General features: G+C 57.4%; 18 protein-coding genes. 4 read left to right on the top strand and 14 right to left on the bottom strand.

Annotated features, from left to right (window positions below):
* Positions 1-16: 16 nt before the first annotated feature.
* From IEW06_RS14045 to IEW06_RS14030, 4 genes are all read right to left on the bottom strand, one after another.
* Entirely contained in the window at positions 17-2,146 is a 2,130-nt protein-coding gene (locus tag IEW06_RS14045; protein WP_187733073.1) for a prolyl oligopeptidase family serine peptidase, read from the bottom strand.
* A gap of 294 nt (positions 2,147-2,440) precedes the next feature.
* Positions 2,441-2,878: an NUDIX hydrolase gene (locus IEW06_RS14040; protein ID WP_223284713.1), complete on the bottom strand. Its 438-nt coding sequence runs from the start codon at positions 2,876-2,878 to the stop codon at positions 2,441-2,443.
* The gene (locus tag IEW06_RS14035) at positions 2,862-3,821 is read right to left on the bottom strand and encodes a 1-phosphofructokinase family hexose kinase (protein ID WP_188548445.1); all 960 of its coding nucleotides are present in this window, start codon (positions 3,819-3,821) and stop codon (positions 2,862-2,864) included. Before IEW06_RS14035 ends, IEW06_RS14040 begins: the two co-directional genes overlap by 17 nt.
* Positions 3,822-3,967: 146 nt before the next feature.
* Entirely contained in the window at positions 3,968-4,741 is a 774-nt protein-coding gene (locus IEW06_RS14030) for a PPK2 family polyphosphate kinase (RefSeq protein WP_188548444.1), read from the bottom strand.
* Positions 4,742-4,887: 146 nt separating this feature from the next.
* Between IEW06_RS14030 and IEW06_RS14025 the strand changes: the two genes are divergently transcribed.
* The 3 genes from IEW06_RS14025 to IEW06_RS14015 all read left to right on the top strand — a co-directional run bounded on the left by IEW06_RS14025 (position 4,888) and on the right by IEW06_RS14015 (position 6,538).
* Positions 4,888-5,121, top strand: coding sequence for a hypothetical protein (locus IEW06_RS14025; RefSeq protein ID WP_187733071.1), 234 nt, complete (start codon positions 4,888-4,890; stop codon positions 5,119-5,121).
* Entirely contained in the window at positions 5,114-5,605 is a 492-nt protein-coding gene (locus tag IEW06_RS14020) for a DUF2243 domain-containing protein (RefSeq protein ID WP_188548443.1), read from the top strand. The genes IEW06_RS14025 and IEW06_RS14020 overlap by 8 nt, the downstream gene beginning before the upstream one ends.
* A 201-nt stretch (positions 5,606-5,806) precedes the next feature.
* Positions 5,807-6,538, top strand: coding sequence for a DUF72 domain-containing protein (locus tag IEW06_RS14015; RefSeq protein WP_187733070.1), 732 nt, complete (start codon positions 5,807-5,809; stop codon positions 6,536-6,538).
* On the opposite strand, the gene IEW06_RS14010 is transcribed toward IEW06_RS14015, so the two are convergent.
* The 3 genes from IEW06_RS14010 to IEW06_RS14000 form a co-directional block, all read right to left on the bottom strand.
* Entirely contained in the window at positions 6,501-7,250 is a 750-nt protein-coding gene (locus IEW06_RS14010; RefSeq protein WP_188548442.1) for a hypothetical protein, read from the bottom strand. The genes IEW06_RS14015 and IEW06_RS14010 overlap by 38 nt on opposite strands.
* The gene (locus IEW06_RS14005; RefSeq protein ID WP_187733068.1) at positions 7,250-8,563 is read right to left on the bottom strand and encodes an LVIVD repeat-containing protein; all 1,314 of its coding nucleotides are present in this window, start codon (positions 8,561-8,563) and stop codon (positions 7,250-7,252) included. The genes IEW06_RS14010 and IEW06_RS14005 overlap by 1 nt, the downstream gene beginning before the upstream one ends.
* A gap of 350 nt (positions 8,564-8,913) precedes the next feature.
* Positions 8,914-11,328: an alpha/beta hydrolase family protein gene (locus IEW06_RS14000; protein ID WP_223284712.1), complete on the bottom strand. Its 2,415-nt coding sequence runs from the start codon at positions 11,326-11,328 to the stop codon at positions 8,914-8,916.
* 150 nt (positions 11,329-11,478) lie between these two features.
* Here IEW06_RS14000 and IEW06_RS13995 point away from each other — a divergent pair, with 150 nt between their 5' ends.
* Positions 11,479-14,439 (top strand): glycosyltransferase family 117 protein, encoded by a 2,961-nt coding sequence (locus IEW06_RS13995; RefSeq protein WP_188548441.1) that lies wholly within the window; start codon positions 11,479-11,481, stop codon positions 14,437-14,439.
* Positions 14,440-14,461: 22 nt separating this feature from the next.
* Here IEW06_RS13995 and IEW06_RS13990 read toward each other — a convergent pair whose 3' ends face one another.
* The 7 genes from IEW06_RS13990 to IEW06_RS13960 form a co-directional block, all read right to left on the bottom strand.
* Positions 14,462-15,760 carry a sensor histidine kinase gene (locus tag IEW06_RS13990; protein ID WP_187733064.1) on the bottom strand — a complete coding sequence of 433 codons (1,299 nt, stop codon included), beginning with the start codon at positions 15,758-15,760 and terminating at the stop codon, positions 14,462-14,464.
* A 401-nt stretch (positions 15,761-16,161) separates the two neighbouring features.
* Complete coding sequence (locus IEW06_RS13985; protein ID WP_188548440.1) at positions 16,162-17,544, bottom strand: sigma-54-dependent transcriptional regulator; 1,383 nt, start codon at positions 17,542-17,544, stop codon at positions 16,162-16,164.
* A 105-nt stretch (positions 17,545-17,649) separates the two neighbouring features.
* Positions 17,650-18,846 carry an FtsX-like permease family protein gene (locus IEW06_RS13980; RefSeq protein WP_187733063.1) on the bottom strand — a complete coding sequence of 399 codons (1,197 nt, stop codon included), beginning with the start codon at positions 18,844-18,846 and terminating at the stop codon, positions 17,650-17,652.
* 26 nt (positions 18,847-18,872) lie between these two features.
* Entirely contained in the window at positions 18,873-20,120 is a 1,248-nt protein-coding gene (locus tag IEW06_RS13975) for an ABC transporter permease (protein WP_187733062.1), read from the bottom strand.
* Between the two features lie 117 nt (positions 20,121-20,237).
* Positions 20,238-20,906, bottom strand: a complete 669-nt coding sequence (locus IEW06_RS13970) for an ABC transporter ATP-binding protein (protein ID WP_187734171.1) — start codon at positions 20,904-20,906, stop codon at positions 20,238-20,240.
* Between the two features lie 223 nt (positions 20,907-21,129).
* Complete coding sequence (locus IEW06_RS13965) at positions 21,130-22,614, bottom strand: TolC family protein (protein ID WP_188548439.1); 1,485 nt, start codon at positions 22,612-22,614, stop codon at positions 21,130-21,132.
* 6 nt (positions 22,615-22,620) lie between these two features.
* Positions 22,621-23,868: an efflux RND transporter periplasmic adaptor subunit gene (locus tag IEW06_RS13960; RefSeq protein WP_187733060.1), complete on the bottom strand. Its 1,248-nt coding sequence runs from the start codon at positions 23,866-23,868 to the stop codon at positions 22,621-22,623.
* Positions 23,869-24,127 lie beyond the last annotated feature (259 nt).

The following is a 24,127-nucleotide window of genomic DNA, read 5'->3' as shown; positions in this document are numbered from 1 at the left end:
TTTTAATTGAATGCTGCTAGTTGGTAGCAGCCGAGTATGGCACGCCCATATTCTGGAACATGAAAGCCCATTTATCGGTCTGCTCGCTGATAACCTGCGCGGTAGAGCGGCCGGCACCGTGACCAGCTTTGGTCTCGATGCGGATGAGCACGGGCGCCGGGCCTTTCTGCATTTCCTGTAGGCGTGTGCCAAACTTGAAGGAGTGCGCGGGCACTACCCGGTCGTCGTGGTCGGCGGTGGTGACCATGGTGGCGGGGTAAGCGGCGGGCTTCAGGGCGTGGTAAGGCGAGTACTTGTAGAGGTACTCAAACATCTCCTGGGAATCCTGGGCAGTGCCGTAGTCGTAGGCCCAGCCAGCGCCGGCCGTGAACTGGTTGTAGCGCAGCATGTCCATTACGCCCACCGCGGGGAAGGCAACTTTGCACAGATCGGGGCGCTGCGTCATGACGGCACCCACGAGCAAGCCGCCATTCGAGCCACCCGAAATAGCGAGGTAGTCTTTGGAGGTGTAGTTGTTCTTGGTTAGGTATTCGGCGGCGGCAATAAAGTCGTCGAATACGTTCTGCTTTTTGAGCTTGGTGCCGGCCTGATGCCAGGTTTCGCCGTACTCGCCGCCGCCGCGCAGGTTGGGCACAGCGTAGATGCCGCCGTTCTCCAGCAGCACAATATTAGAAGTGCTGAAACCGGGCGTAATATTCACGCCAAAGCCGCCATAAGCGTAAAGCAGCGTGGGATTTTTGCCGTTCAGCACCAGACCCTTTTTGTGCGTGATGAGCATGGGTACTTTGGTGCCATCTTTGGAGGTGTAAAACACCTGCTTCGACTCGTACTTCGACGGGTCAAACTGCACTCCTGATTTCTTGAAAACGGTGGATTTGCCGGAGGCAATATCGTACCTGAAAATGGTGGGCGGGTAGATGTAGGAATTGAACGTGTAGTACGTTACCTTTTCTTCTTTCTTAGCATCGAAACCGTCGGCTGAACCTACAGAGGGCAGTGCGATAGAACGCTCTTTTTTGCCGTTCATATCGTACTGTTCAATCAGCGAAGTGGCGTCTTTCAGATAGTTAGCGAAGATTTTTCCGCCGCCGGTCGAAACGCTGAGCACGTTTTTGCTCTCCGGAATCAGGTCTTTCCAGTTGGCGGGTTTTGGGTTGGCCGCATCTACGGTTACCACCTTGAAATTGGGCGCGTTCAGGTTGGTGTGGATGTATAATTTGCCCCCCACGTTGTCCAGTACATTGTGCTCGTTTTTCTCGTCGCTCACCATCTGTACAATCGCGCTGTTAGGCTTGCTCAGATCCTGCACATATAGCTCGTTGCCGGTGGTGGTGTTAGCCGCCGTAATCACAAGGAAACGTTCGTCCTCGGTGAGACTTGCATTGATGTAGCGACGCGGTGTTTTGTCGCCGCCAAATACGAGTTTATCCGATGCTTGAGGCGTGCCGAGCTTGTGGTAAAACAGCTTGTGATACTGCGTGAGGCCGGCCAGCTGGCTGCCCGCCTTGGGCTTATCGTAGCTGCTGTAGTAAAAGCCGTCGTTGCCTTTCCAGGCCAGGCCCGAAAACTTCACGTCTTTCAGCGTGTCCCCAACAATCGATTTATCAGCCGTTTTCAGCACGATAACCTTGCGCCAGTCGGAACCGCCTTCCGAGATTTGGTAAGCGGCCAGGCTACCATCTTTTGAGAAGTTAATGCCCGCCAGCGAGGTAGTGCCGTCCTTGGAAAACTTGTTTGGATCGAGGAATACTTCGGGCGTGCCTCCCTCGCCAAGCTGGCGGTAGAGCACAAACTGACTTTGCAGACCCGTGTTTTTGGCGAAATACATGTACTTCCCTTCCTTGAAGGGAGCGTTGTATTTCTCGTAATTCCACAGCGTTTCGAGGCGCTTGCGAATGGCGTCGCGGTAGGGAATTTGGGCAAGATAATTCTGGGTTACTTTATTCTGCTCTTCCACCCACGCCTTGGTGTCAGCGGCCTGATCATTTTCCAGCCAGCGGTAGGGGTCAGCTACTTTGGTGTTGAAGTAGGTAGTAACGGTGTCTACTTTTTTGGTTTGCGGGTAAGGCAGCGTTTTCAGAGTGCCTTGCGCGTACGCCTGACTACCGAGCAGCAAGGCAGCCAATGAAGGAAGAATTAGTTTCATTATGTGGAGGCTTGGTGAGCAATAACTTCCGGTAAAATACTGGATGTAAAGCAGTTTTTGCCTCCTAGAAGTTTCATTCTTAGCTACAACCAGCAAAATACATGCGTAGCTGAACCTCTACACAGTTGAGATAAGCTTACTCATTTTCCCAGTTCAAGAGCTAGGTATTGCATCTGAAAACGAAGTAGGCAACTACCGCTACCAGAGCCAGTGAGCCGAAGCGAATAAGGAGGAAAACCCAGGCGGGCAGCTCCGGTCCTTTGGAGTTTTTTAGCATAGTAGAATCAAAACCGATTAATCAGCCAGTAGTTTCTGGTCTTTGAGCCAGTCAAAAATCAGCTGGTCGACGGCCGATACGTGGGGGCGGTCTTGGTACGTAAGCCAGACCACTTCCTCAATCTCGGCGGCGGGCTGAATATGGCCGCGGTAGTGAGCGCCGTAGCAGGTCATGCGCACCACTACATTCGGCGCGTGGCCGTGCGCGGGCGCTTCAAACGTGCCCTGGTACGCCAGGCTTTCCGGCAGCAGCTCCACGGTCAGCTCCTCCCTAATTTCGCGCAGCAAGGTTTGCTCATCGGTTTCGCCGGCTTCGCGCTTACCGCCCGGAATATAGTAGCGGTCTTTGCCGCGGCTGCGTGTGCTCAGCAGCTTGCCTTCATGCAGGTGCAGCCAGGCTATTTTGTCAATCAGGAGTGGGCTGGGGGGCATTTTGCGATTATCCGGGTACGGCACTTTCCCGAGGCATGGTTTGAAGCAGCCAGTTGTAGAGCTTGTCCACATCGGGCTTGCGGAATAGCTCGGTGCCGGGGTTCATGGTGGCGGCCGTGCCGCAGGCCACGCCCAGTCGGATAACTTCGCGCAGCGGCTGCCCAGCAGCCAGCGCGTACACCATACCCGCCACCATGCTGTCGCCGGCGCCCACGGTGCTGCGCTTGCGCACGGCCGGTGCCGGTACAAAGTCGGCGAGGTCCGGGGAAATGAGTACTGCTCCCTGTGGCCCCATCGAAACGGCCACCAGCTCGCACTTGCCATCCCCGATCAGCTCGCGAGCGGCTTCGGCCACGCAGGCGCTGTCCAACTCGGCGGCTCCCACCAGTCGGCACAGCTCCCCGATGTTGGGCTTTATCAGATAAAGGCCCCCGGCTTTAACCACCTGCTGAAGCGCCGGGCCCGAGCTATCCAGCACTACTTTCACGCTGAGCTGGTTGGCCGCCCGCACCAGGTTGATCAGAAAATCGGGCTCGACGCCGGGGGGCAAACTGCCGCTGATAACCAGAAACTCGGGCAGGGGCGAGATGGTGCGCAGGGCATCGAGAACACGCGACTGCTCAGCTGCCGTCAGCTCGGGGCCAGGCATGCCAAAGCGGTACTGCTGGCTGGACGAAGAATCGACCACGATAAAATTCTCGCGGGTCCAGCTTTCCGTTGCGATGGAGTGCTGCTCAATGCCCTCCTCCGTGAGCAGAAATTCCAGCAAACTGCCCGTGGGGCCGCTCGACGGGAAAACGGCCAGCGAATTGCCCCCCAGCCGCCTCAGGGCTCTGGATACGTTGATGCCGCCACCGCCGGGCTCAAACTTGGGCGCCGCGCACCGCAGCTTATGGTCGGGTACAATCTTGTCGACGGAAGTGCTTTTGTCTACCGTGGGGTTCAGGGTGAGCGTAACTATTTTCATAGGAAATGAATCAGGGCCAATTACTTACTCGAAAATGCTTCGGCCAGCAGCCACTATCCGTTTACTGAGCTTTGGGCTCCGGGTTGCGCTGCGCCTGTTTGTGAAGTATCGTAAACGCGGCCGGAAGTACGGTGCCAGGCCATGAATTACTTCTGCTTGCTCTTTTCGCCCTTGGTGGGGGGCAATTGCGGGTTCATTTCCTGTAAGGTGTGAAGCAGCGTTTTGGCTACCACGTAGGCTTTGTACCAATTCTGGTCGGAGGGCACGATAATCCAGGGGCACGATATGGGGCTGCAATGGCGAAAAACGTCTTCGTACACGGCGCGGTACTCAGGCCACTGCTTGGCTTTCTCCTCGTCGCCGGCCTCGTATTTCCACTGCTTGGCCGGGTCCTTCACGCGTTCAAGCAGCCGTTCTCGCTGTTCCCTTTCCGATACGTGCAGGTAGAACTTAAGTATGGTTGTACCGGACTGCTGAAGCATTTGCTCAAAGGCGTTAATAGCCTCAAAGCGTTGTTTGGCTTCCTTGTCATCCACCGAGCCCAGCACGCGGGTGATGAGCACATCTTCGTAGTGCGAGCGGTTGAACACCTGAATCATGCCGTCGCGCGGGGCGTGCAGGTGCACGCGCCACAAAAAATCGTGGGCCAGCTCGTCGGCGGTGGGCGCTTTAAAGGAGTGCACATTCACGCCCTGCGGATTGATGCCGCTAAATACCCGCCGAATCAGGCCGTCTTTGCCGCTGGCATCCATGCCCTGCAATATCACCAGCACGCTCCGGCGGTTTTCGGCGTACAGCCGGTACTGGAGCGCATCCAGATCCTGCTGCATGCGCTCGAGCTCCCGCTCGGCGTCTTCTTTAGAAATGTCCCCCGGTGCCTGGGAGGAAGCCTTGCGCAGGTTGTAAGCAGCAGTTTTCATCGGATGGAGGTGGTGCAATTGCTTGTGTGAGTATGCGCTGCTAGCCCAGGAGCTAAGCTGAACCTTAACAACTCTGGCTTTTTGCTGCACGTAGGCTGAGACAGGTCGCTAGGGTAGTGGCGAAGTAAGCGTAAAAAAGCCCCCGGATGAAAAACCTTTTTGTTGGGCTGCTAACGTGGTCGCTGTGGCTGGTCAGTCCGGCTGCCTGGGCCTGCCGCGTTTGCCGGCCCCGCGTGCAGGCCACCATTCACACCCCCGAATACACTGGTAATCTACTGCTATTGCTTTTGCCAATCGGAGTGCTGCTGGTGGGCGGCGTTGGGCTATACTTTGCCGCCGATATCAAACGCTATTTTTTGTCTCCACCTACGCATGGCTGAACACTTACACCGAACTCCACTCATTGCGGCCGGCGTACTGATGGGCGCTGGCCTGGGGGGCTTTGTAGATGGCATTGTGCTGCACCAGATCTTGCAGTGGCACAACATGCTCTCTGCTAAATATCCGCCCGACACGCTGTTTACTGCCAAAGCCAATATGTACTGGGATGGGATATTTCACGCCGCCGTGTGGGTGATGACGGCCGTGGGGCTGCGCATGCTGTGGGCCGCCGGCCGCCGCCCCGATGTGCCGTGGTCCGGGCGCACCTTTGGGGGCGCATTGGTGATGGGCTGGGGCTTGTTTAATGTGATTGAAGGCATAATCGACCACCAGCTCCTGGGCCTGCATCACGTGCGCGAGTACGTCGACGACAAGCTCCCCTGGGACGTAGGTTTTCTGGCCTTTGGCGCCTTGCAGATACTGGTTGGCTGGCTGTTAATTAAGGCGGGCCGGGCAGATACAGCTGTGCGTGGAGAGCTTTAGCCTGATGTAATTCCAATCACACTCGCCCGTCTACCACTCGCCCGTCATGCAGAGGCGGAGCCGAAGCATCTCGCTCACGCATTTAGATTACTAATCCCACTAAACACGCGAGATGCTTCGGCTCCGCCTCTGCATGACAGTCGAATTATAAGTTGGGCTGGTAATAAACAGTAAAAATTACTTCATAAAACCACTACGCTTATGCCTGCTTGGCACATTGGCTGTTCGGGGTATCACTACCGTCATTGGCGGGGCGTTTTTTACCCGGAAAAGCTGCCTATAAAGCGTTGGTTTGATTACTACAGCCAGCACTTCCGGACCCTGGAGCTTAACGTGACGTTCTACCGCTTTCCGCAGCTTTCTTTTCTGGACAATTGGTACCAAAGCAGCCCCGCTGACTTTCGCTTCGCCGTAAAAGCCCCCCGGCTGATTACCCATTACAAGCAGTTCAACGATGTGGCGCAGCTCCTGGCCGATTTCTACGGCACGGCGCAGGAAGGCTTGCGCGAAAAGCTGGGGCCGATTCTGTTCCAGCTCCCGCCCCGCCTTGCCTACTCGGATGAGCGCCTGCACCGCATACTAGCAAGCCTGCACCCGGAGTTAATGAATGTGCTGGAGTTCCGGCATCCGAGTTGGTGGATAGGGGAGGTGTACCAAGCCCTGGCCCGCCGCGGCGTCAGCTTCTGCGGACAAAGTCACCCGCAGCTACCCGACGAAGTGGTGGCCAATACGCCGGTGCTTTACTACCGCCTGCATGGGGTGCCGGCGCTCTACCACTCGCCCTATGGCCCCGAGGCTTTGCAGCGGATAGCCACCGAAGCAGCGGCCGCTACCCATGTGCAGGAGGCGTATCTGTACTTCAATAACGACATCGGCGGCTCGGCCATTGCCGATGCTACATGGCTGCAGGCGTACGTGGGCGTAGGGCGCTGAGGGCGCTGAGGGCGAAGCCAACTTTTACACCTGCCGGGAAATAGAAGCCGCGGTGCCCATAATCGGAGGAGCCGGAGCGGTACTGACTGCCCTCGATGTCCGAGTTGGAGTTGCTGTGTCGCCATCCCATCCCAACATAAATATCCAGAAAAACGGGGCCGGGGGGCAATGGGGCCTGGTAACCTAGCTGCACGGAGGCCCCGTAGCGGACAATTTTTTCGGTGAAGCGCACGGGACCATACTCGTAGTAGGGCAGGTCGCCGGGGCCTTGTATTTCGCGCCAGCTGTTCCGATGAAATGCCATCTGGAAATACTGAAGATGGGGCCCGTAGCTTACGTAAAAGCCTGCTGGAAAAGATGCTTTGGAAGGCATTTCATACAGGCGGTGCTGCACCTGCACGCCAAAGCCGCGCACCGACTCATCTTCGTTCAGCGGGTTGACTTTCCGTAATCCGTCGGGGTGACCAGCGGGGCCGCTATACAGCTGCGGCGTGAGCGTGAAGCTCTGCTGCGGATGGCTGGCTCGTTGGTGCTCTATTTCCAGCCAATAGCCGCTCATTACCGCGTGCTGGGGGGCAAATTTGAGGGATAAAGAGTTGAGTGAAGGCAGGTTTTGCCCCCCAGCCTGTAGGCTAAACGCCAGCAAGGCTACTGCCAGCCAAAAGCCCCTCCAGCGCGGCGCTGGGGGGCAAATTTGTGGTAGGGCAGCCATTACTTTTTCGTAATCGGTAGGAAGCTCAGCTGCTGCAACTGGGCGCCGGCGTAGCTGTACTGATACAAGCCATTGGCGCCGATAGCCAGCAGGGTGCCGTTATTGGGAATCACGTCGGTAACGGCCACTTTATAGTGTTGCTTCTGGGTAAGCGAAGGCGACTGGCTGGTGTCAAAAGTTTTCAAGCCATCGGAGTCGCACACGAAGAGTTGATCCTTGTCTACTCCCAGGCCTTGGGGGCCGGTCATGGGGTAGGTGCGCATCAGCTTTGGGTTGCTCAGGGTGGTAAGATCAATTACCTGAAGCTCATTCACGCCGTTGCGGCAGGAATTTGGCCCGCTACGAAGCGTGAGGTAGGCAAAGCGGTCGTCGACTACCACGGGGTCGCAGCTGAGAACGTGTTGGAAGTATGACACTTGGCGAGGCGACTTAGGCGTGGCTACGTCATAAATGTACATGCCGCGCTGTGTGCCCAGAAACAGGTAGTGGTCGTAAGGAAAGATGGTTTCGACGCCAAACATCAGGGGCAGCTTAGGGCCGGCTACAGGCGTGGTGGGCGAAGCAAGATCGAAGAGGCGCAGGCTGCTTTCGTCCACGGTATACAGCGTCTCATCCAGCACCGCGAACCGGGCCAGTGAGCCGGCTTTACCCGTACCGCTCATGCCTCGATCTGCGGAGAAGAAAGCAGGTGAGTTGGCAAGCGTCATTCCGCGCCAATTCCACGCTGGATTGTTTGCCATAATGGTCTCCTTTTCCTGCCAGCCTACTATCACCGTATTATCCGGCCGCTTGCTGGCGTAGCACTCCGGGTGCAACATCCCATTGGGCACCGGCAGCTCACGGAAGGCATCGCGCACCCGGCTGACTACGGTCACCGCCTTCGGATTGCTGATATCAATGGTCACTAAGTCGGGGCCGTTATCGGCGTAAAGCAGATTGTCTTTGATGGCAATGTCTACGTTGCCGGGGATGCGCAGAAAGCTAACGATGCGCGGATTTTTTGGGTCCTGGTTGTCAATTACGTGCACCCCTTCGTAGCGCTCATTCACAAACACATAACGACCACGCAAGTAAATTTTGCCGGTGTTGTGCATGGCCTGTGGTGCCTCTGCCGCCACCGACTGCTCCAGCACAGAGCGCGTCATCAATAAAGGGCAATACGCCGTCACAACGTTGCTGCCGCCGGGAAGCGTACCAATCCAGTTGGCATCAATACGCCCACCCGGCTGCGGGGTTTCTTCTGATTCGTCGGAGCAGGCGCCCATGCCCAGTAGCAACGCGCAGCTGAGCAGGTAAGTGTAAAATCTAGCCATTGCAATAGGTAGCTTGATGTGAAAGGATGAAGTATAGAAATGAAGCTTGGAAGCAAGGTTGCAGCTTTAGTAAGTGGAGACAGGAGCGGCGAAAAAGGTTGCAATGACTTTTTGCGAAAAAAGAACATCATCCTAAGTTTTTAGGCGGTCATGCAGAGCGGAGCGAAGCATCTCGCTCGCGGTAGTAGGATTACTAATCAGACGTCAGCACGCGAGATGCTTCGCTGCGCTCTGCATGACCGCCTTTTTTATCATGACTCTTTTTATGCGAATCAGCTCCCAACTCAGCACAAAAAAGAACCGCGCCATTGGCGCGGTTCTTTGGGTGTAAAAGCTGTACTGCTTCGTGCTTAGTTCGCCGGTGGAGCCGGGGCTTCTTTTACGTACTTATTCAGCCACGAATCCATTTCCCAGAGCATGTGCATGATGGACTCGCGGGCCGCGTAGCCGTGCGACTCGAAAGGCAAAACCACGTAGCGGGCGGTAGCACCGTGGCCTTTCAGGGCGTTATAAAAACGCTCGCTCTGGATGGGAAAAGTTCCGGAGTTGTTGTCGGCCTCGCCGTGAATGAGCAGGATAGGCGTCTTGATTTTGTTGGCCGCCGTGAAGGGCGACATCTTATCGTACACCTGCGGGGCCTCCCAGTACGTGCGCTCCTCGGCCTGGAAACCGAAAGGCGTAAGCGTACGATTATAAGCGCCGCTACGAGCAATGCCCGCTTTAAATAAATTGCTGTGAGCCAGTAGATTAGCTGTCATAAAAGCCCCGTAGGAGTGGCCCATTACGCCCACGCGCTTAGCATCAACCACGCCCAGGCGCTGGCCTTCCTCAATAGCCGCTTTGGCGCCGGCTACCAACTGCTCGATGTAGGTGTCGTTGGGTTCGGCATCGCCTTCGCCCACAATCGGAATGGAGGTGTTTTGCAGTACGGCGTAGCCCTGCGTCACCCAGAAGATGGGCGAGCCCCACGTCAGGCGGGTAAAGGTGTAAGGTGAGCCTTTTACCTGCCCGGCGGTACTTTTGTCCTTGTACTCAGCGGGATATGCTTCGAGCAACGTAGGCAGCGGACCGTCGGTTTTTTTGTAGTTGGGGGGCAAATACAGATTGGCCGTGAGCGGCAAGCCATCGGCGCGCTTGTACTGGAGCACTTGCTTTTTCAGGGTGCCCAGAGCGGGGTAGGGGTTCGGGAAATTGGTGAGAGCGGTCAGCTTATTTTTCTTCTTCGCATCGCGCAAAAAGTAGTTCGGGGCCTGCTCCACCGACTCGCGGCGCGTGACCAGCAAACGCTTATTTACGTCGAGAATATCAACCGGCACCTCATAGTAAGGTGCCTCCGAACGCCACCAACGCTCCGTTTTGCGGGTTTTCAGGTTCAATTGATCAACAAAAGGACGGTTGCCTTCGGGCGAGGCGCCTTCGCCAAGCAGATAGATGGTCTGATTGTCGGAGCCACCGAGGGCCAGCACGTAGCGGCCAGCGGCGTTGTGCTTCTGATAAGGCGTGCCGGGGTCTTTGTAGGTGTCCTGGGAAGAGCGTTCAAAGAGGACCGTGGGGGGCATTTTCGTGCGCGGATTGATAACCCAGGTCATTACTTTACGGTCGGCCCAACGGTAGCCATTCACAAGGGCCGTCGAGTTGTCACCCCACGTAATGCCCCGGAAACGCAAGTGTAAATCCACCAGATCCATGGGGGTAGTGAAGGGCGCGGCCATAGTCACCACCTTGTCGCGCACGGCGGCTACTTTCTTGGGGTCGCCGCCGTCTTGGGCCTCTACCCAATAAATAGTGGCAGGAGCGTCGTCGCGCCAGTCGTGGTTGCGCGGGCCAGTGGGCACGGCGTCAAAGCTGGTGGGCACGTTGTCGGCCAGCGGCAAGTCAGCGATGGACTTCACCAGATTGCCAGACAAATCCAGCACATCCACCTTCACTGGGAAGCTACCCACGGTGAGCTGGTAGGAATAAGGCCGGTGGCGGGTTTCCACTAGAATGTATTTGCCATCGGGCGAAGGCGAGGCCCCCTGAATTACGCCCGGCTGACCCAGCGGCTGGGTTTTGCCATCCAGACTCACTTTCAGGAGCTGGGTGGTGGCGTAGTAGTCGAAAATCTTCTCGTCGGAAGGGTTTTTTAGCAAATCCTGGTAAGTGCGGGCGGCGGCAGTGCGGCCCACGTTTTCCTGTACAATGGGCCCCGTAGGCGCGGCCGTAGCATCCGGCACCTGGCCCCGATTGGCGGGTACGGTACGGGCAATCAGTGTCTGGTTGTCGGGCAGCCAGCGGTAGGCTGTGCCGAACACGCTGTTTAGGCGCACGCCCGGAATTTGGCGGGCCGTGGCGGTGGCTACGTCCAGCACCCACAGCTGAATTTGCCCCCCAGCGGCGGCCGTGGCCTCGGTGGTAAGGGCAAAGGCAATCTTGCTGTCATCCGGCGACCAGCTTACCTCGCTGATCTTGGCCGGAGTAGGCAAGCCTTTCACCGGAATTTCGGCCCCGCCCGAGAGGCGCTTGAGCTTCAGGGCCGTGGAGTAGCTTACGCGGCTGGGGCCGTTGGTGCGCGGATTCAGGCGCAGGCCGGCAATGCGCAGTTCGGGCTGGGATAGGTCGGCGATGCTGGGCAAATCCTGCACATCCATCAGCAGCATCCACTTGCCATCGGCAGCAATACTCACGCGGGGCGTAATGGGAGCATCCACCAGGTCGGCAATGGCCTTGGGGGGCGTTTGATACGTTAAATCCTGCGCCTGCACCGACAAGTGGCTTAGGAACACGACTCCGAGAAAGAAGAGTTTTTTTCATGAATTGAAGGGTTGGATTGGCAGTCGTAAGATAAGAAGGTTTGGCGGCCTCACCCATGCAGGCAACTATAAGTACTTGAGGCGCATCTTTCCCAAACCTTCCCTTAAAAAAGCCCCCAGCCTATGAATTTTCAACGGACGAATAACCTGCTTGGCTGGCTGCTCTTTGCCAGCGCCCTCACGGTATATGTGCTTACGTTGGAGCCCACGGCCAGCTTCTGGGATGCGGGCGAATTCATTGCCAGCGCCCATCATTTGCTGGTGCCGCACCCGCCCGGCGCACCGTTGTTTTTGCTGCTGGGCCGGGTGTTTTCGTTGTTTTCCTTTGGTGATACTACCTTGGTAGCAGGCCTTATAAATGGAGTTTCGGCTGTGAGCAGCGCCTTTACGGTGCTGTTTCTGTTCTGGACAATCACGCTGCTGGCGCGCAAACTGGTGCAAAGCAAGGCACCCAGCACGGAGCCGTCATTCAGTGAGAAAATGCTGATTCTGGGGGCAGGCGCTGTGGGGGCGCTGGCCTTTACCTTCTCCGATTCATTCTGGTATAATGCTACCGAAGCCGAGGTATACGCCATGTCCACGCTTTGCACGGCCTTCGTGGTGTGGGCCATGCTGAAGTGGGAAGCCCGCGCCCACGAGCCCTACTCCGACCGGTGGCTTATTCTGATAGCGTACGCGGTGGGGCTGTCCATTGGCGTGCATCTGCTCAATTTGCTGGCCCTGCCGGCGCTGGGGTTTATCTATTATTTCCGCCGCAGCGCCCGGCCTACCTGGCAAGGCGGGTTGCTGACGCTGGTGGTGAGCGGAGCCATTCTGGGGGGCATTTTGGTCGGTGTGATTCCCGGCTTGCCCTCCCTGGCCGGCGATTTTGAAGTGTTTTTTGTGAACTCCGTCGGCCTGCCGTTCAACTCCGGCCTGCTGATTTTCCTGGCGGTTTTTGCGGCCCTGATTGGGTTTGGATTTCGCTACGCAAATCGCACGCAAAACCAGCTTCTCCATACCGGTATGCTGGCTTTCGTGTTTATTCTGATTGGCTACTCCTCGTACCTGATTGTGCCGATTCGCTCAAGCTTCAACCCCACCATCGACGAGAACAAGCCCGACGATGTGCTCTCCTTTGTGAGCTACCTCAAGCGCGAGCAGTACGGCGACCGGCCCTTGCTTTATGGCCCGCAGTTCGATGCCCAGCCCGTTGATCAGATTGAAGGTGCGCCGCGCTACGTTCGCGAGGGCGACAAATACGTCGTTCTGGAGCGGCGTATTGAGAACGTGTACGCCTCAGAGGATAAAACCTTGCTGCCGCGCCTGTACAGCAACCGTCCCGGTCATGTAAGCGAGTACCAAAAGTGGGTTGATGTGCAGCCGGAAGTGAAGCCTTCGATGGCCCAAAACCTGAGCTTTCTGCTGCAATACCAGCTGGGCCATATGTACTGGCGCTACTTCCTCTGGAACTTCGTGGGCCGCGAAAGCGACGTGCAGCAAGCCGGCGTAGTATGGCCCACTTCCACCAAAAACGGCTTACCCCAGCTTCTGGCCGACAATAAAGCCCGCAATAATTTCCTGCTGCTGCCCTTGCTGCTGGGCGGTCTGGGACTTGTGTACCAAGTGCGCCGCGACGGACGCAAAGCCTTAGTACTCGGGCTGCTGTTTGGCCTGACGGGCGTGGCTATTGTGCTCTATCTGAACCAACCGCCCATCGAGCCGCGGGAGCGCGATTATACGTTTGTCGGCTCTTTCTACGCGTTTGCCATCTGGATTGGCTTGGGCGTACTGGGGCTGCACGAAGTACTGCGTTATCTGCTGCGTACCCCCAACTTACGGGTGGCAACGGCCATGGTGGGGGGCTTTTTGGTGCCGGGCATTATGGCCGTGGAAGGCTGGAACGACCACGACCGCTCCGGCCGCTACAGTGCCGCCGATTCGGCTCACAACCTGCTCAATTCCTGCGCCCCCAATGCCATTCTCATCACCTTCGCCGACAACGACACTTTCCCGCTCTGGTACGCCCAGGAGGTAGAAGGCATCCGCCGCGACGTGCGCATTGCCGTGCTTCAATATCTGCCCACCGATTGGCATATCGGGCAGCTGCGGCGCCAAAGCTACGACTCGGCCCCGGTGGCCCTAGCCTTGCCCCAAACCAGCTACCAATCGGGTACCAACGACTATTTGCCTTACGTAGCCAACCCCGCGGTGCCGGCCGTGAACGTGCAGGAGTTTATGCAGCTGCTGCGGGAAAATAGCCCCCTGCTGCAAGTACAGACCCAAAGCGGCCAGGAACTGCTCTCGTACCCCTCCGACCAGTTTTACCTGCCCATCGACAAGGATAAAATCAAGCGCCTCGGCATCATTCCGAAGGAGCGGGAAAGCCAGCTGGTCGACCGTATGGAGTGGAGCGTGGGCAAGCAATATCTGGACAAGAGCAAGCTGGTGATTATGGATATTCTGGCCACCAACGACTGGCAGCGGCCGGTGTATTTTGCTAATGCCGTGGCCCAGCAAGAGGGCATGGGCCTGGAGCCTTACTTACAGCTGGAGGGCATGGCCTATCGCATTCTACCCTGCCGCAACCCCGATCCCAAGCCCCAGCGTGTGGGCTACGTGGCCCGCCAGCTCACGTATGATTCGCTGATGAACAAATTCGCGTATCGCAGCCTGAATAACCCAGATGTGTTCTACGACGAAATCAACCGCCGTACGCTGGCCCAATACCGTGACAAATTCGGCCAGCTGGCCCAAGCATACCTGCGGGCCGGTGAGCTATCGAAAGCGAAAGAAGTGGCTCTGCGCTGCCTCCAGGTAATGCCCGACGCTGCCATTCCCTACGACCTCTACACACCCGAGCTGGTAGCGCCGCTGGCCGCAGCCGGCGAAAAGCCTCGCGCTGAGGAGATAATGGATACGCTCACCAGCCGCACGGAGCAGGCCCTGGCTTACTATCGCACCCACGACGAGCAGGCTTTGTTTGAGCAGGAAATAGGCACCAACCTGATGACGCTACAGCGCCTCTACCAAGCCGCCACCGACACCGGCGACCAGGTGCGTGCCGCACGGGTAATAGCCCTGGCGGAGCAGTATGGACGGTAGGGGGTGAGGCCCTCGTTCAGCCTCAAAGCCACACGCTAAACACCGTTCGCCCTTCCGCAATAGTTTCTAGGCTGAAGCGGAACCCGTGCTGGAGCAGGATATCCCGAATCATGGTCAGGCCGATGCCCTGGCCGTCGCGCTTGGTGCTGAAAAATGGGGTGAATAGGCGCCGCTGCACCTCCGGTGCGATGCCGGGGCCGTCGTCCTCTATTTGCAGGAGCGGCGGATTCAGGCGGGTGCGGACGGTGATGTTGCCGTTCTCGCCGATGGATTCGAGGGCGTTTTTGGTGATGTTGATGAGTACCTGCTCAAGCTGTTGGGCGTCGAGGTCGGCGCGGAGCGGCTCCGGGGCCAAATCCCAGTGCCAGGTTACGTGGCGCCGCTCGCTGGGCACCTGCATGAGGCGGTGAATATCGCGCAGCAGCTCGTGCATGTCGCAGGGGCGGCGGGTGGGCACGGGCAGGCGCACGAGGTTGGCAAAGCTGGCAATGAAGTTGGCCAAGTGTGTATTGCGAGCAATGGAAACGTCCAAGGCCTCGCGAAAATCGGGGCGGTCGGTGGGGGCTAGCTGGGGGGCGTAATGGTGGAAGCTTTGCAGAATAGAGTTTATGGCCCCGATGGAGTTGTTGATTTCGTGGCTCATCATCCGAATCAGCTTTTCGTAGGCCTGCTTCTCCTGCCGAATGAGCGCCTGGGTCAACTCTTCCAGCAAAATAAAGTAGCGCGTAAAGCCTCGGTCCAGAAAGTGCGCCGTGGAGGCCCGGTAAGTCTGCATGCCCGAAAGCTGAATTACCTGGGGCTCATCCGGCTTTAGCTGGCTTAAAAAAGCCCCCCAGTCGCCGGGCAGCGCGGCGGGGCGCTGGCTGAGTAGCTCATGGGTTGGGAGCCCCAAAAAGCGCTCGGCGGCGGGGTTTGCGGCTTCTATCCGGCCATCGAAATCCAGAATCAGAATGCCCGCCGGTGAGGCCTGAATCAGGCGTTCGAGCAGAAAGCTTTTCTCGTGCTGGGCCACGCGTTCCTGCCGCAACTCGTCGATCATGTGGTTGTATACATCAATGAGCTGGTCCATTTCGCGCTGGCCTACGGGCACAAATTTCATGGAGAAATCTTTGGCCCGAATGGCCTCGGTACCGGCCGCAATCAGCTGAAAAGGCCGCACAAAGCCGCGGTACAGCTGCGTGGTAAGAACGATTGAAACAATGAGCAGCACCTCCGTGGCCAGAAACAGCTCGGTATTAGTGCGGATATACTGCGCGGCCAGCGCAATCAAAACCCCGTGAATGATGACAACAAAGAGCAGGAATTTGACGCGCAGGGTCATAGAAGAGACAGAAAATAGAGCGCCAAGCTAGAGAAATAGGCAATCAGAACGAAGCTCCCCTCCTCAGACGAGGAGGGGATGTCGAAGCGCAGCTGAGACGGGGGTGGTTGAGGACGTTGCTGATGTTGTTTGGTTGAACGACATTAAAGGCGGTCATGCAGAGCGGAGCGGAGCATCTCGCATGCTGATGTTGCAATGGTAACTCAACTAAACACGCGAGATGCTTCGCTCCGCTCTGCATGACGTTCTATATACCCGTTCCCGTTAAACAATATCAGCAACGTCCTCAACCACCCCCGTCTCAGCTGCGCTCTACATGACAAACGCGAGTTATTCAACATTTGCCAAGCACCTTTAATACCACCTCAGCTAAGGAGAACTAGCATTTAATCTCTAATCCTTCACTTCTCTGCGGCATCAAAGGGAATTCCGAACTTCTCCAGGCGGCGGTATAGAGCACCTCGGCTCAGGCCCAGGGCTTTGGCTACGCGGCTCACGTTGCCGCTGTAGTGCTCCATGGATTTGCGGATCATTTGCGACTCCAGCTCGTCGAGGGTCATGGTGCCGACGGGGGGCAAATCGGTGCCCTCCGGGCTTCTGGGGGGTATTTTTTGGAAGTGCGCCTGGAAATCTTCGGGCCCTAGCTCGTCTTTGCCGCTTACCAATACGGCTCTTTCTACCAGGTTTTTTAGCTCCCTGATGTTGCCGGCCAGAGGTAGGGTGCGCAGCCAGTGCAGGGCAGCCGTACTCACGCGGAGCGCCGGGCGGTGGTAGGTGGTGCGCAGGTTTTGCACGAAGAAGTTGACCAGCAGCGGAATATCATCGGGGCGCTCGCGCAGGGCCGGCAGACGCACGGTAATGAGGTTGATGCGGTAGAATAAGTCCTCGCGGAAGCGGCCCTCGCGCACCAACTCGGCTAGGTTGCGGTTGGTGGCGCAAATCACGCGGATATCGAGGGTGCGGGGGCGACTGTCGCCGAGTACTTCGTAGGTGCGGTCTTGCAGCACGCGCAGCAGTTTTACCTGACTGCTTAGGTCCAGCTCGCCGATTTCGTCCAGGAAGATGGTGCCTTTATTGGCTAACTCAAAGCGGCCCACACGGTCGGCTTTGGCATCGGTAAAAGCCCCCCGGCGGTGCCCAAACATCTCACTTTCGAACAACGAAGCCGAAATGCCCCCCAGATTCACTTTCACGAAAGCTTTGTCGCGGCGGTGGCTGTTGCGGTGAATGGCTTCGGCAATCAGCTCCTTGCCCGTGCCGCTTTCGCCTTCTATCAGCACCGAAGCATCGGTGGCGGCTACCTGGCCCACGCTGCGCAACAAGTGCAAGAGTTGCGGATCGGTGCCGACGATGTTAGCAAAATCGTAGCGCTTGTCCAGCTCTCGGCGGCTGAGCGTATCCTCTTTTGCTGGCGCATCCTGAAGGCTCAGAATCGTGCGAATAGTCTGGAGCAGGGCCTCATTATTCCAGGGCTTCGTAACAAATTCCGCCGCGCCTGCCTTGATGCCTTCCACGGCTAGCGAAATGGAACCCCAGCCCGTGATGAGGATAACGGGCACCTGGGGGGCAATTTTCTGGGCCAGCCCCAGCAAGGCAAGCCCATCCTGCCCGCTCGTGTCGAGCGAGAAGTTCATATCCATGAGCATCAGCTGGGGCTGCGATTCCTGCAGGCTTTGCAGGGCCTCAGCGGGTGTGGCCACTCCTTTAGCCTGGTAGCCAGCCTGCTTCAGCAACAAACCCAACGAGGTGCGCACGGCCACATCGTCGTCAATAATCAGAATCATAGCGCAGAAAGGCGAAGAACGAGGTTCGGGCGGAAAGTTGAAAGCGACGAGGTTGCCAAACCATTTTGCGGAGCCAGCGGCACACGCCGGCTGCAAGCGAAATCTTTATTCCTCGCGCAACGATACGGCGGGCTGAATACCGGCTGCGATGCGGCTGGGCTGCCAGGCGCAAATGGCAGTGAGCGCGAAGATGATGAGCGTGGCCAGCAGCATGGCCTGCAAATAAACGCCCGAAGCGACTCCAAACACACCCAGCAATGGAAACTGCATCGCCAGACCCAGGCCCAGCACCACGCCCAAGGTGGTGACAACCAGCATTTCGCCCAAAAATTGCCCCCCAATGCCGGCCCCGGTGGCTCCCAGCGCCCGCCGCAGACCAATCTCGGCTTTGCGCTGGTTGATGTTGTACCACAGCACCCCAAACAGGCCCAGCGCCACGTTCAGAATCAGGAAGCCGCACACCAGCCCAAGCACGATAAGGGGCGTCAGCACGAATTTCAGCTTCGCCACACGGTTTTGCTCCAAGGAGTTTACCGTCACCGACCAGCCCTTGGTCACGTTGCTGATTTCCTTGATCAGCTGCTTCTCCAGCATGGCCCCGCTGCCGGGCTGCACACGCAGCAGCAGTACGGGCAACTCGTAGCTCGAGGCTTTCTTCGTCATGTCGTAATCCAGGGCGCGGCGGCGAAAGCTGAGGGGCGCGTCCTCGGTAAAGTCGCTGGCGGCGCGGTAGCCGGCTATTACACCTACTACCTGCCATTCCTTCTCGCCTTTCTCGTCGGTAAATATCTGGCCTACTGCTTTTTCATTGGGAAACGCAGCGTTTTTGAGCGCCGTGTTGATAACAATAGGCGTGCGCGTGCTGGCCGCGTCGCGGTGGTCGAACCAGCGGCCTTCCACTACCTTGAGCTTCATCACGTCCCGAAAATCGTCGTCGGCGTCGAAATTATCGTTGTAAGGCATCTGTTTGCCTTTGTAAGAATAAGCGCCGTTCATCGTGCTGAAGGAGAAGGGCGTATTTGAGCTCGTTTTGGTCACGCCAATCACCCCTTTAGTTGCTTTTAAGCGCTGCATGGTAAGCTGCAGCTTCTGATTGTAGGCGGTAGTGTCGGCACCGGGGTTGAGGTTGATTTCCCACACATTCTGGTAGTCGAAGCCCATGGGCTGGCGATAGTTATACACGTTATACACCAGCAGGCTGCTCACTACAAAGAGCACAAAAAAGGACAGCACGATTTCCACAATCAGCAGCAGATTAGACCGCTTGCGATTCCAGATCAGAGTAAACAGATGACGTATCATGGGATAAAGAGGCTAGGGAAGTTCGATTAGTTCGTGCCGCCCTTCAGGGCTTGAATGGGCTGCACCCTCGACATTTTGAAGGCCGGATACACCCCCGACAGCACTCCGAAAAACACGGCGGCTAGTAGGGCCCAGGCAAACACGCGCAGGTTGAGCGTGAGTTGGGCGTAGGGAATAAAGCTGGAGCCGCTGATCAGCTCCAGAGCGCCGTAAGCCAGCAAGAGCCCGACCAGCGCGCCAAGTAAGGTCAGGAAGATGTTTTCGATCAGAAACTGCCCCACCAGCGTGGTGCTGGTGGCTCCAAAAGCCTTGCGGACCCCAATTTCGGAGCTGCGCTCCATGATGCGGCTTAGGTTGATATTCACCAGATTCAGGGCCGGTAGCGACATGAACAGCAGCGCCAGGCCAAAAGCTATAAAATAGAAGAGCGTAGTCTGGTCCGATTCCGATTCGCCCTGCCCAAACAGCTGGCGGGTGAACGTGGCCAGCAGGCCATCCGCGTGGGTATAAATTCCCTTTACATCGGGGTTCGGATTGGCAACGTGTTTTATCACTTGCTGATACTCCGCGTCGATGGCTGCCAGGTCGGTGCCTTCCGGGGCCAGTAGCGCCGCGAAATATTCGCCCCCCAGCGCCGGATTGCGAATGTCGGCCTTGGTGGTAGTCATGGGGGCCCACACTTCGGCGTAAGAATTAAAGCGCAGCACCGGCACATCACTCACCACGCCAATCACCCGAAACTTCGTCTGGTCTACTTCAATGGTGCGGCCCACCACGCCCTTATCTACCCCAAAGTATTCGCGGGCCGTAGTTTGCGAAATAACCACCACGCGGTTGGCGTCGCGCAGGTCGTTGGCATTGTAGGGCTTGCCTTCGAGGAAGTTGAAATCGAAGATCTCCCAAAAAAAGTTGTCGGTAAACTTCAGGTCGAGCTCCAGCTTCTTGTTGCCGACGTAGCTGGGCGTAGCATGAAACATCGAATAAAAAGTCATTTTTTCGGGCGTCTTCATCGGGCGCACATACTTATCCAGAAAGTAGGGGCTGGGTGGGGTGTTCATTTGCCCCCCATCCTTGAAGCGCTGGCTTATAAAAGTGATAAACGCCATGCGCTTGATGCGCGACTCGGGCGCGTGAGCCCCTTGGGCATTGTCGGACATGGCTACTATCACCAGCAGTACCATCAGCGTAAAGCTGATACCAAACAGACTGATGAAGGTGAAAAACTTGCGCCGCAGCAAGACCTTCCAGGCGATTTTTAGATAGGAGAGAAGCATGGGAATAAAGGTGAAATTGTGAGGTGGTGAAATGGTGAATTTGAGATTTAGTGAGTGATGAAATTTTGCATGAGTCAGACGACAAACTCACCATTTCACCACTCACAAATTCACCACTTACTGTACCTGGCTGCCGTCGAAAAAGCGGATCAGACGCTCTGTTTTCAGGGCCTGATGCTCGTCGTGGGTTACCATCACAATGGTGGTGCCCTCCTCCCGATTCAGGGTAAGGAGCAGGTCCATTATTTCCTCACCCATCACCGAGTCGAGGTTGCCGGTGGGCTCGTCGGCCAGAATGATTTCGGGACGGCCGGCCAGGGCGCGGGCAATGGCCACGCGCTGGCGCTGCCCGCCGGAAAGCTGGCTGGGAAAGTGCGTGGTACGGGCGCTCAATCCCACTTTATCGAGGGCAGCATGGGCGCGCTGCCGCCGCTCTTTGCCCCCCACGCCGGCGCGGTACAGCAAGGGCAGCTCCACATTGTCCAGCACCGAGAGGTCATTGATCAGATGATAGCTTTGGAAAACGAAGCCAATTTTCTGGTTGCGCAAATGCGCCAGCTCCTTATCAGAGTATGACTTCACCGGCCGCCCATCCAGCTCCAAAAGGCCCCCTGTGGGCTCATCCAGCAGCCCGATGATGCTGAGCAGCGTAGACTTACCGCAGCCCGATGGCCCCATCACCGACACAAACTCGCCCTTGTTGATGCTCAGGTTCACGCGGTTCAGGGCCACCGTTTCGATGGTTTTGGTCTGGTATACTTTCTCGATGTCGGTGAGCTTAATCATGGGCGGCGCGGTGGCAAAAGTGGAGGATGGCGAGGCAGAGTGAGGCTGAGTGGTAGTAGCGTTCATGATTGAAGAGAATGAAGTGTCGTTTCAGAGGAAAATGAGCCTAAAGCGTTTGTCATGCAGAGCAGTAGCGAAGCATCTCGTGGGCTGATGCTGGATTACTACTTCTACTACCGCGAGCGAGATGCTTCGGCTCCGCCTCTGCATGACCGCCTTTTTTTTACTTGCCCGCAATCAAGGGTTGCTGGCGTTCGAAGTCATACAAAGTCAGGGCGCGCAGACGGTAGTAAGCTATCCAGCCTGCCCGCAGCGCCACGATGTAGGCCCGCTTGGCCTGGTCCTTTTCCGACAAGGCAATGTTCAGATCAGTAAGGCTGTAGCGGCCAACCTGGTAGGTGGCGCGGGCAATGTCGTAGCGGCGTTGGGCCAGCGTGTCGGCGCGGGCGGCCAGGGCCAGCTGCTCGCTTAGCGTACTCAGCTGGGCGGCTTGCGAGAGTACCGTCTGCTCGAAGGTAGCCTGGCTTTGCTGCACGTTGCGCTGCACCTGCTGGCGCGTGAGCTGGGCGGTTTTGATAATGGATTTCTGCCGGCCCCAATCCACCAGCGGCATCGAGAAAGCCAGCCGTACCTGCTGCTGATTCAGAGGGTCCTGGTAGCTGTCGAGGAAGCGGTCGGCGCGGTTTACGTAGCCCAGGTTGGCGGTCAGGCTGGCTTGCAGGCCGGTGGTGCCTTTGGCCCCAGCCACGCTGCTGTCGGCTTGCAGCAGCTGGCGCTGGTAGGTGAGCATTTCGCTGCGGTTTTGGCGGGCCAGGTTCAGTGCTTTATCAGGTGCCACCACGAGTTGAGCAGGTGGCGGGGGCACTTGCAGCGAAACCGCCGTGCCGCCAATGCTGGTGTAGTTCTGTAGCTCCAGAGCCGCATTTTGGGCATCCAGCACGGCCTGGCCCTGATTGCGGCGGGCCGTGAGCAGGTTTACTTCGAGCTGCAACAAATCGTTCTGCGACAGGCGGCCAAGCTGGTAGCGCTCCTTGCCCATGCGCAACATTTCCTCATTAGCCCGCACGTTCTGGCCTGCTACTTCGGCATTTACCTGCTGCTGCAACACGTCAAAATACAGCTCCGTAATGCGCTGGGCAATGTTTTCGCGCTGGGCTACAAACTGCCGCTGCGACTCCTCGTAGCGGAGCGGCTCAATGCGGCGGGCCCAGTACAGCCGGTTGTAGCCACCGATGGGCTGAGAAAGACCGATGATGGCAGGCGTGGTGTTGTAGCGGCGCTGATTGCGGTCGAAGTCATCGAAGCGCTGCACATCGGAGCTGACGAAAATTTGCCCCCCAGTGAGCCCGATGTTCTGGCTCATCGTCACGGCCAGGGTGGAATTGTTGATGCGCACGGCCCGGAAATCGGTGGTGCCGTCGGGCTGAATAACCGGCGCGATAACCCGGCTGAAATCAGGAATAGTGCCTTGCAACGACAGCTGGGGCATGTAGGCCGCGCGGTAAGTGCGCCAGCGCCAGTAGCTGGTTTCGCGGCTCGTCTGGGCCTGCTGGGCCACCGCCGATTGGTCGAGGGCCAGCTCAATTACCTGCGGAAGGCTGAGCTGCTGCTGGGCATGGACGGCTGGAGCAAAAGCCAGAAGCAAGGCGGCGCCAACAGCGCGCAAACCTTTGTATAGTGCTCTGGGGGGCTTTTTTGAGCGTAGCATGGCGCGTTATTGCTTGATGGTTAGCTCGCGGGTTTCGGCGTGGTCTTTCATATCGGTCAGGATAATCTCGTCACCGGGTTGCAGGCCGTTGGTTACCTGCACGAAGTCGAAATTGCTGTCGCCGAAGCTGACGGTGCGCCGCTCGGCTTTACCATCGCGCACCACAAATACCGCCTGCTCAGTGCCGCCCTGGTAGAAAGGACCGTTCTTGACGCGCAGCGTCTTTTTGTGCGATTTGGTTACCACATACACATCCACGCGCAGGTTGGAGCGCAATAATGGGTGGTCTTCGTCGTCGAGCTTGGCGTAAAAGGTTACCACGCCCTTGTCCACGGCCGGACTCACGGCGCTGATGCTGCCGCGCAAATCGGTATCGTTTACCCGTACTATCACCGGGTCGCCCACGTGCAGGGCCTCGGCGTAGGCATCGGCAATGGTGGCGCGCACCCGAAAGCTGCTCAGGTCGGCCACGCGGGCCAGAACGTCGCCCTGGTTCACGGTGGCCCCGATGTCTTCGTTTACCCACGTCAGCACGCCGGGCTGCTGGGCGCTTATATCGGCCTGGCCCAGCTTGCGGGCTAGCTCCGTGATGTTGCGGTCCTGAATCTGCATGGTGAAGCCTAGCTCGCGGGTGTCGGCGGCGTTGGCCTGGCGCTGATTGCGAATCTGGTCCTGGAGGCGCTTCAGCTCCAGCTTGGCTAAGTGTAGGTTCAGCTCGGCCTGCCGCACACTCTCGGCCGTGCCGCTCCCGATTTTCAGCAAGTGCTCCTCGTCGCGGAGTGTCGATTCCTGGCTCCGAATCTTCACTTGCTGCACCTGCGCCTGACTTTGCAGGTCGTTCAGGGTGCGCTCCATGGTCAGGTTCAGCTGGGTGCTTTTATTCCGGTTTTGCAGCTGCCCGTCCTGTAGTTTGGCCAGCTCGCTGCTGGTTAACTCCTTATCCAGCTCCAGAATAGTCTGGCCGGGCTTAAGTGCGCTGCCCACCGGCACTACTACCCGGCGCACCGTCGATTGAATGGGGCTGGTTATCACCGCCTCCCGGCCCGGAATCACGAATCCCGTGGCTGTCAGGGCCGCCTCCACATCGCCAACTTCGACGGTGGTAGTGAGAATATCCTGGCGGTTGATGCTCGGCTTGAGTACGCCCCGAAAGGCCACCAGCACCACAACTACCCCCAGCACCACGAGGCCAGCCAGCAGCCAGGTGCGGCGACGGCGCTTGGTTTGCGTGGCGGGAGAAATAGCTCTGTCCATTTTTAGATAGAAATGAGGTGGTTTTCTACCTAGATAGCCAAGTGCTATGCCATTAATCTATTTATTTGATAATGAATAGTTTATGCTAACAAAATCAAATTAGCACATTCAAAAAAGTGTCCATTCTTGGACAAAGTGTTCAGTATTGAAATGGGGAATGAACAAGATTGGACAGCAAGTGCCAGAACGATGTAGAGACGCAATACTTTGCGTCTCGGCGTCCGCGCCGTTGGGTTGTGTTGGCTGTATAGAAAAGGCT

The organism is Hymenobacter qilianensis (assembly GCF_014638675.1).
In the GTDB taxonomy this organism is placed as follows: Bacteria; Bacteroidota; Bacteroidia; order Cytophagales; family Hymenobacteraceae; genus Hymenobacter; species Hymenobacter qilianensis.
This window is presented reverse-complemented; position numbering and strand designations above follow the sequence as displayed.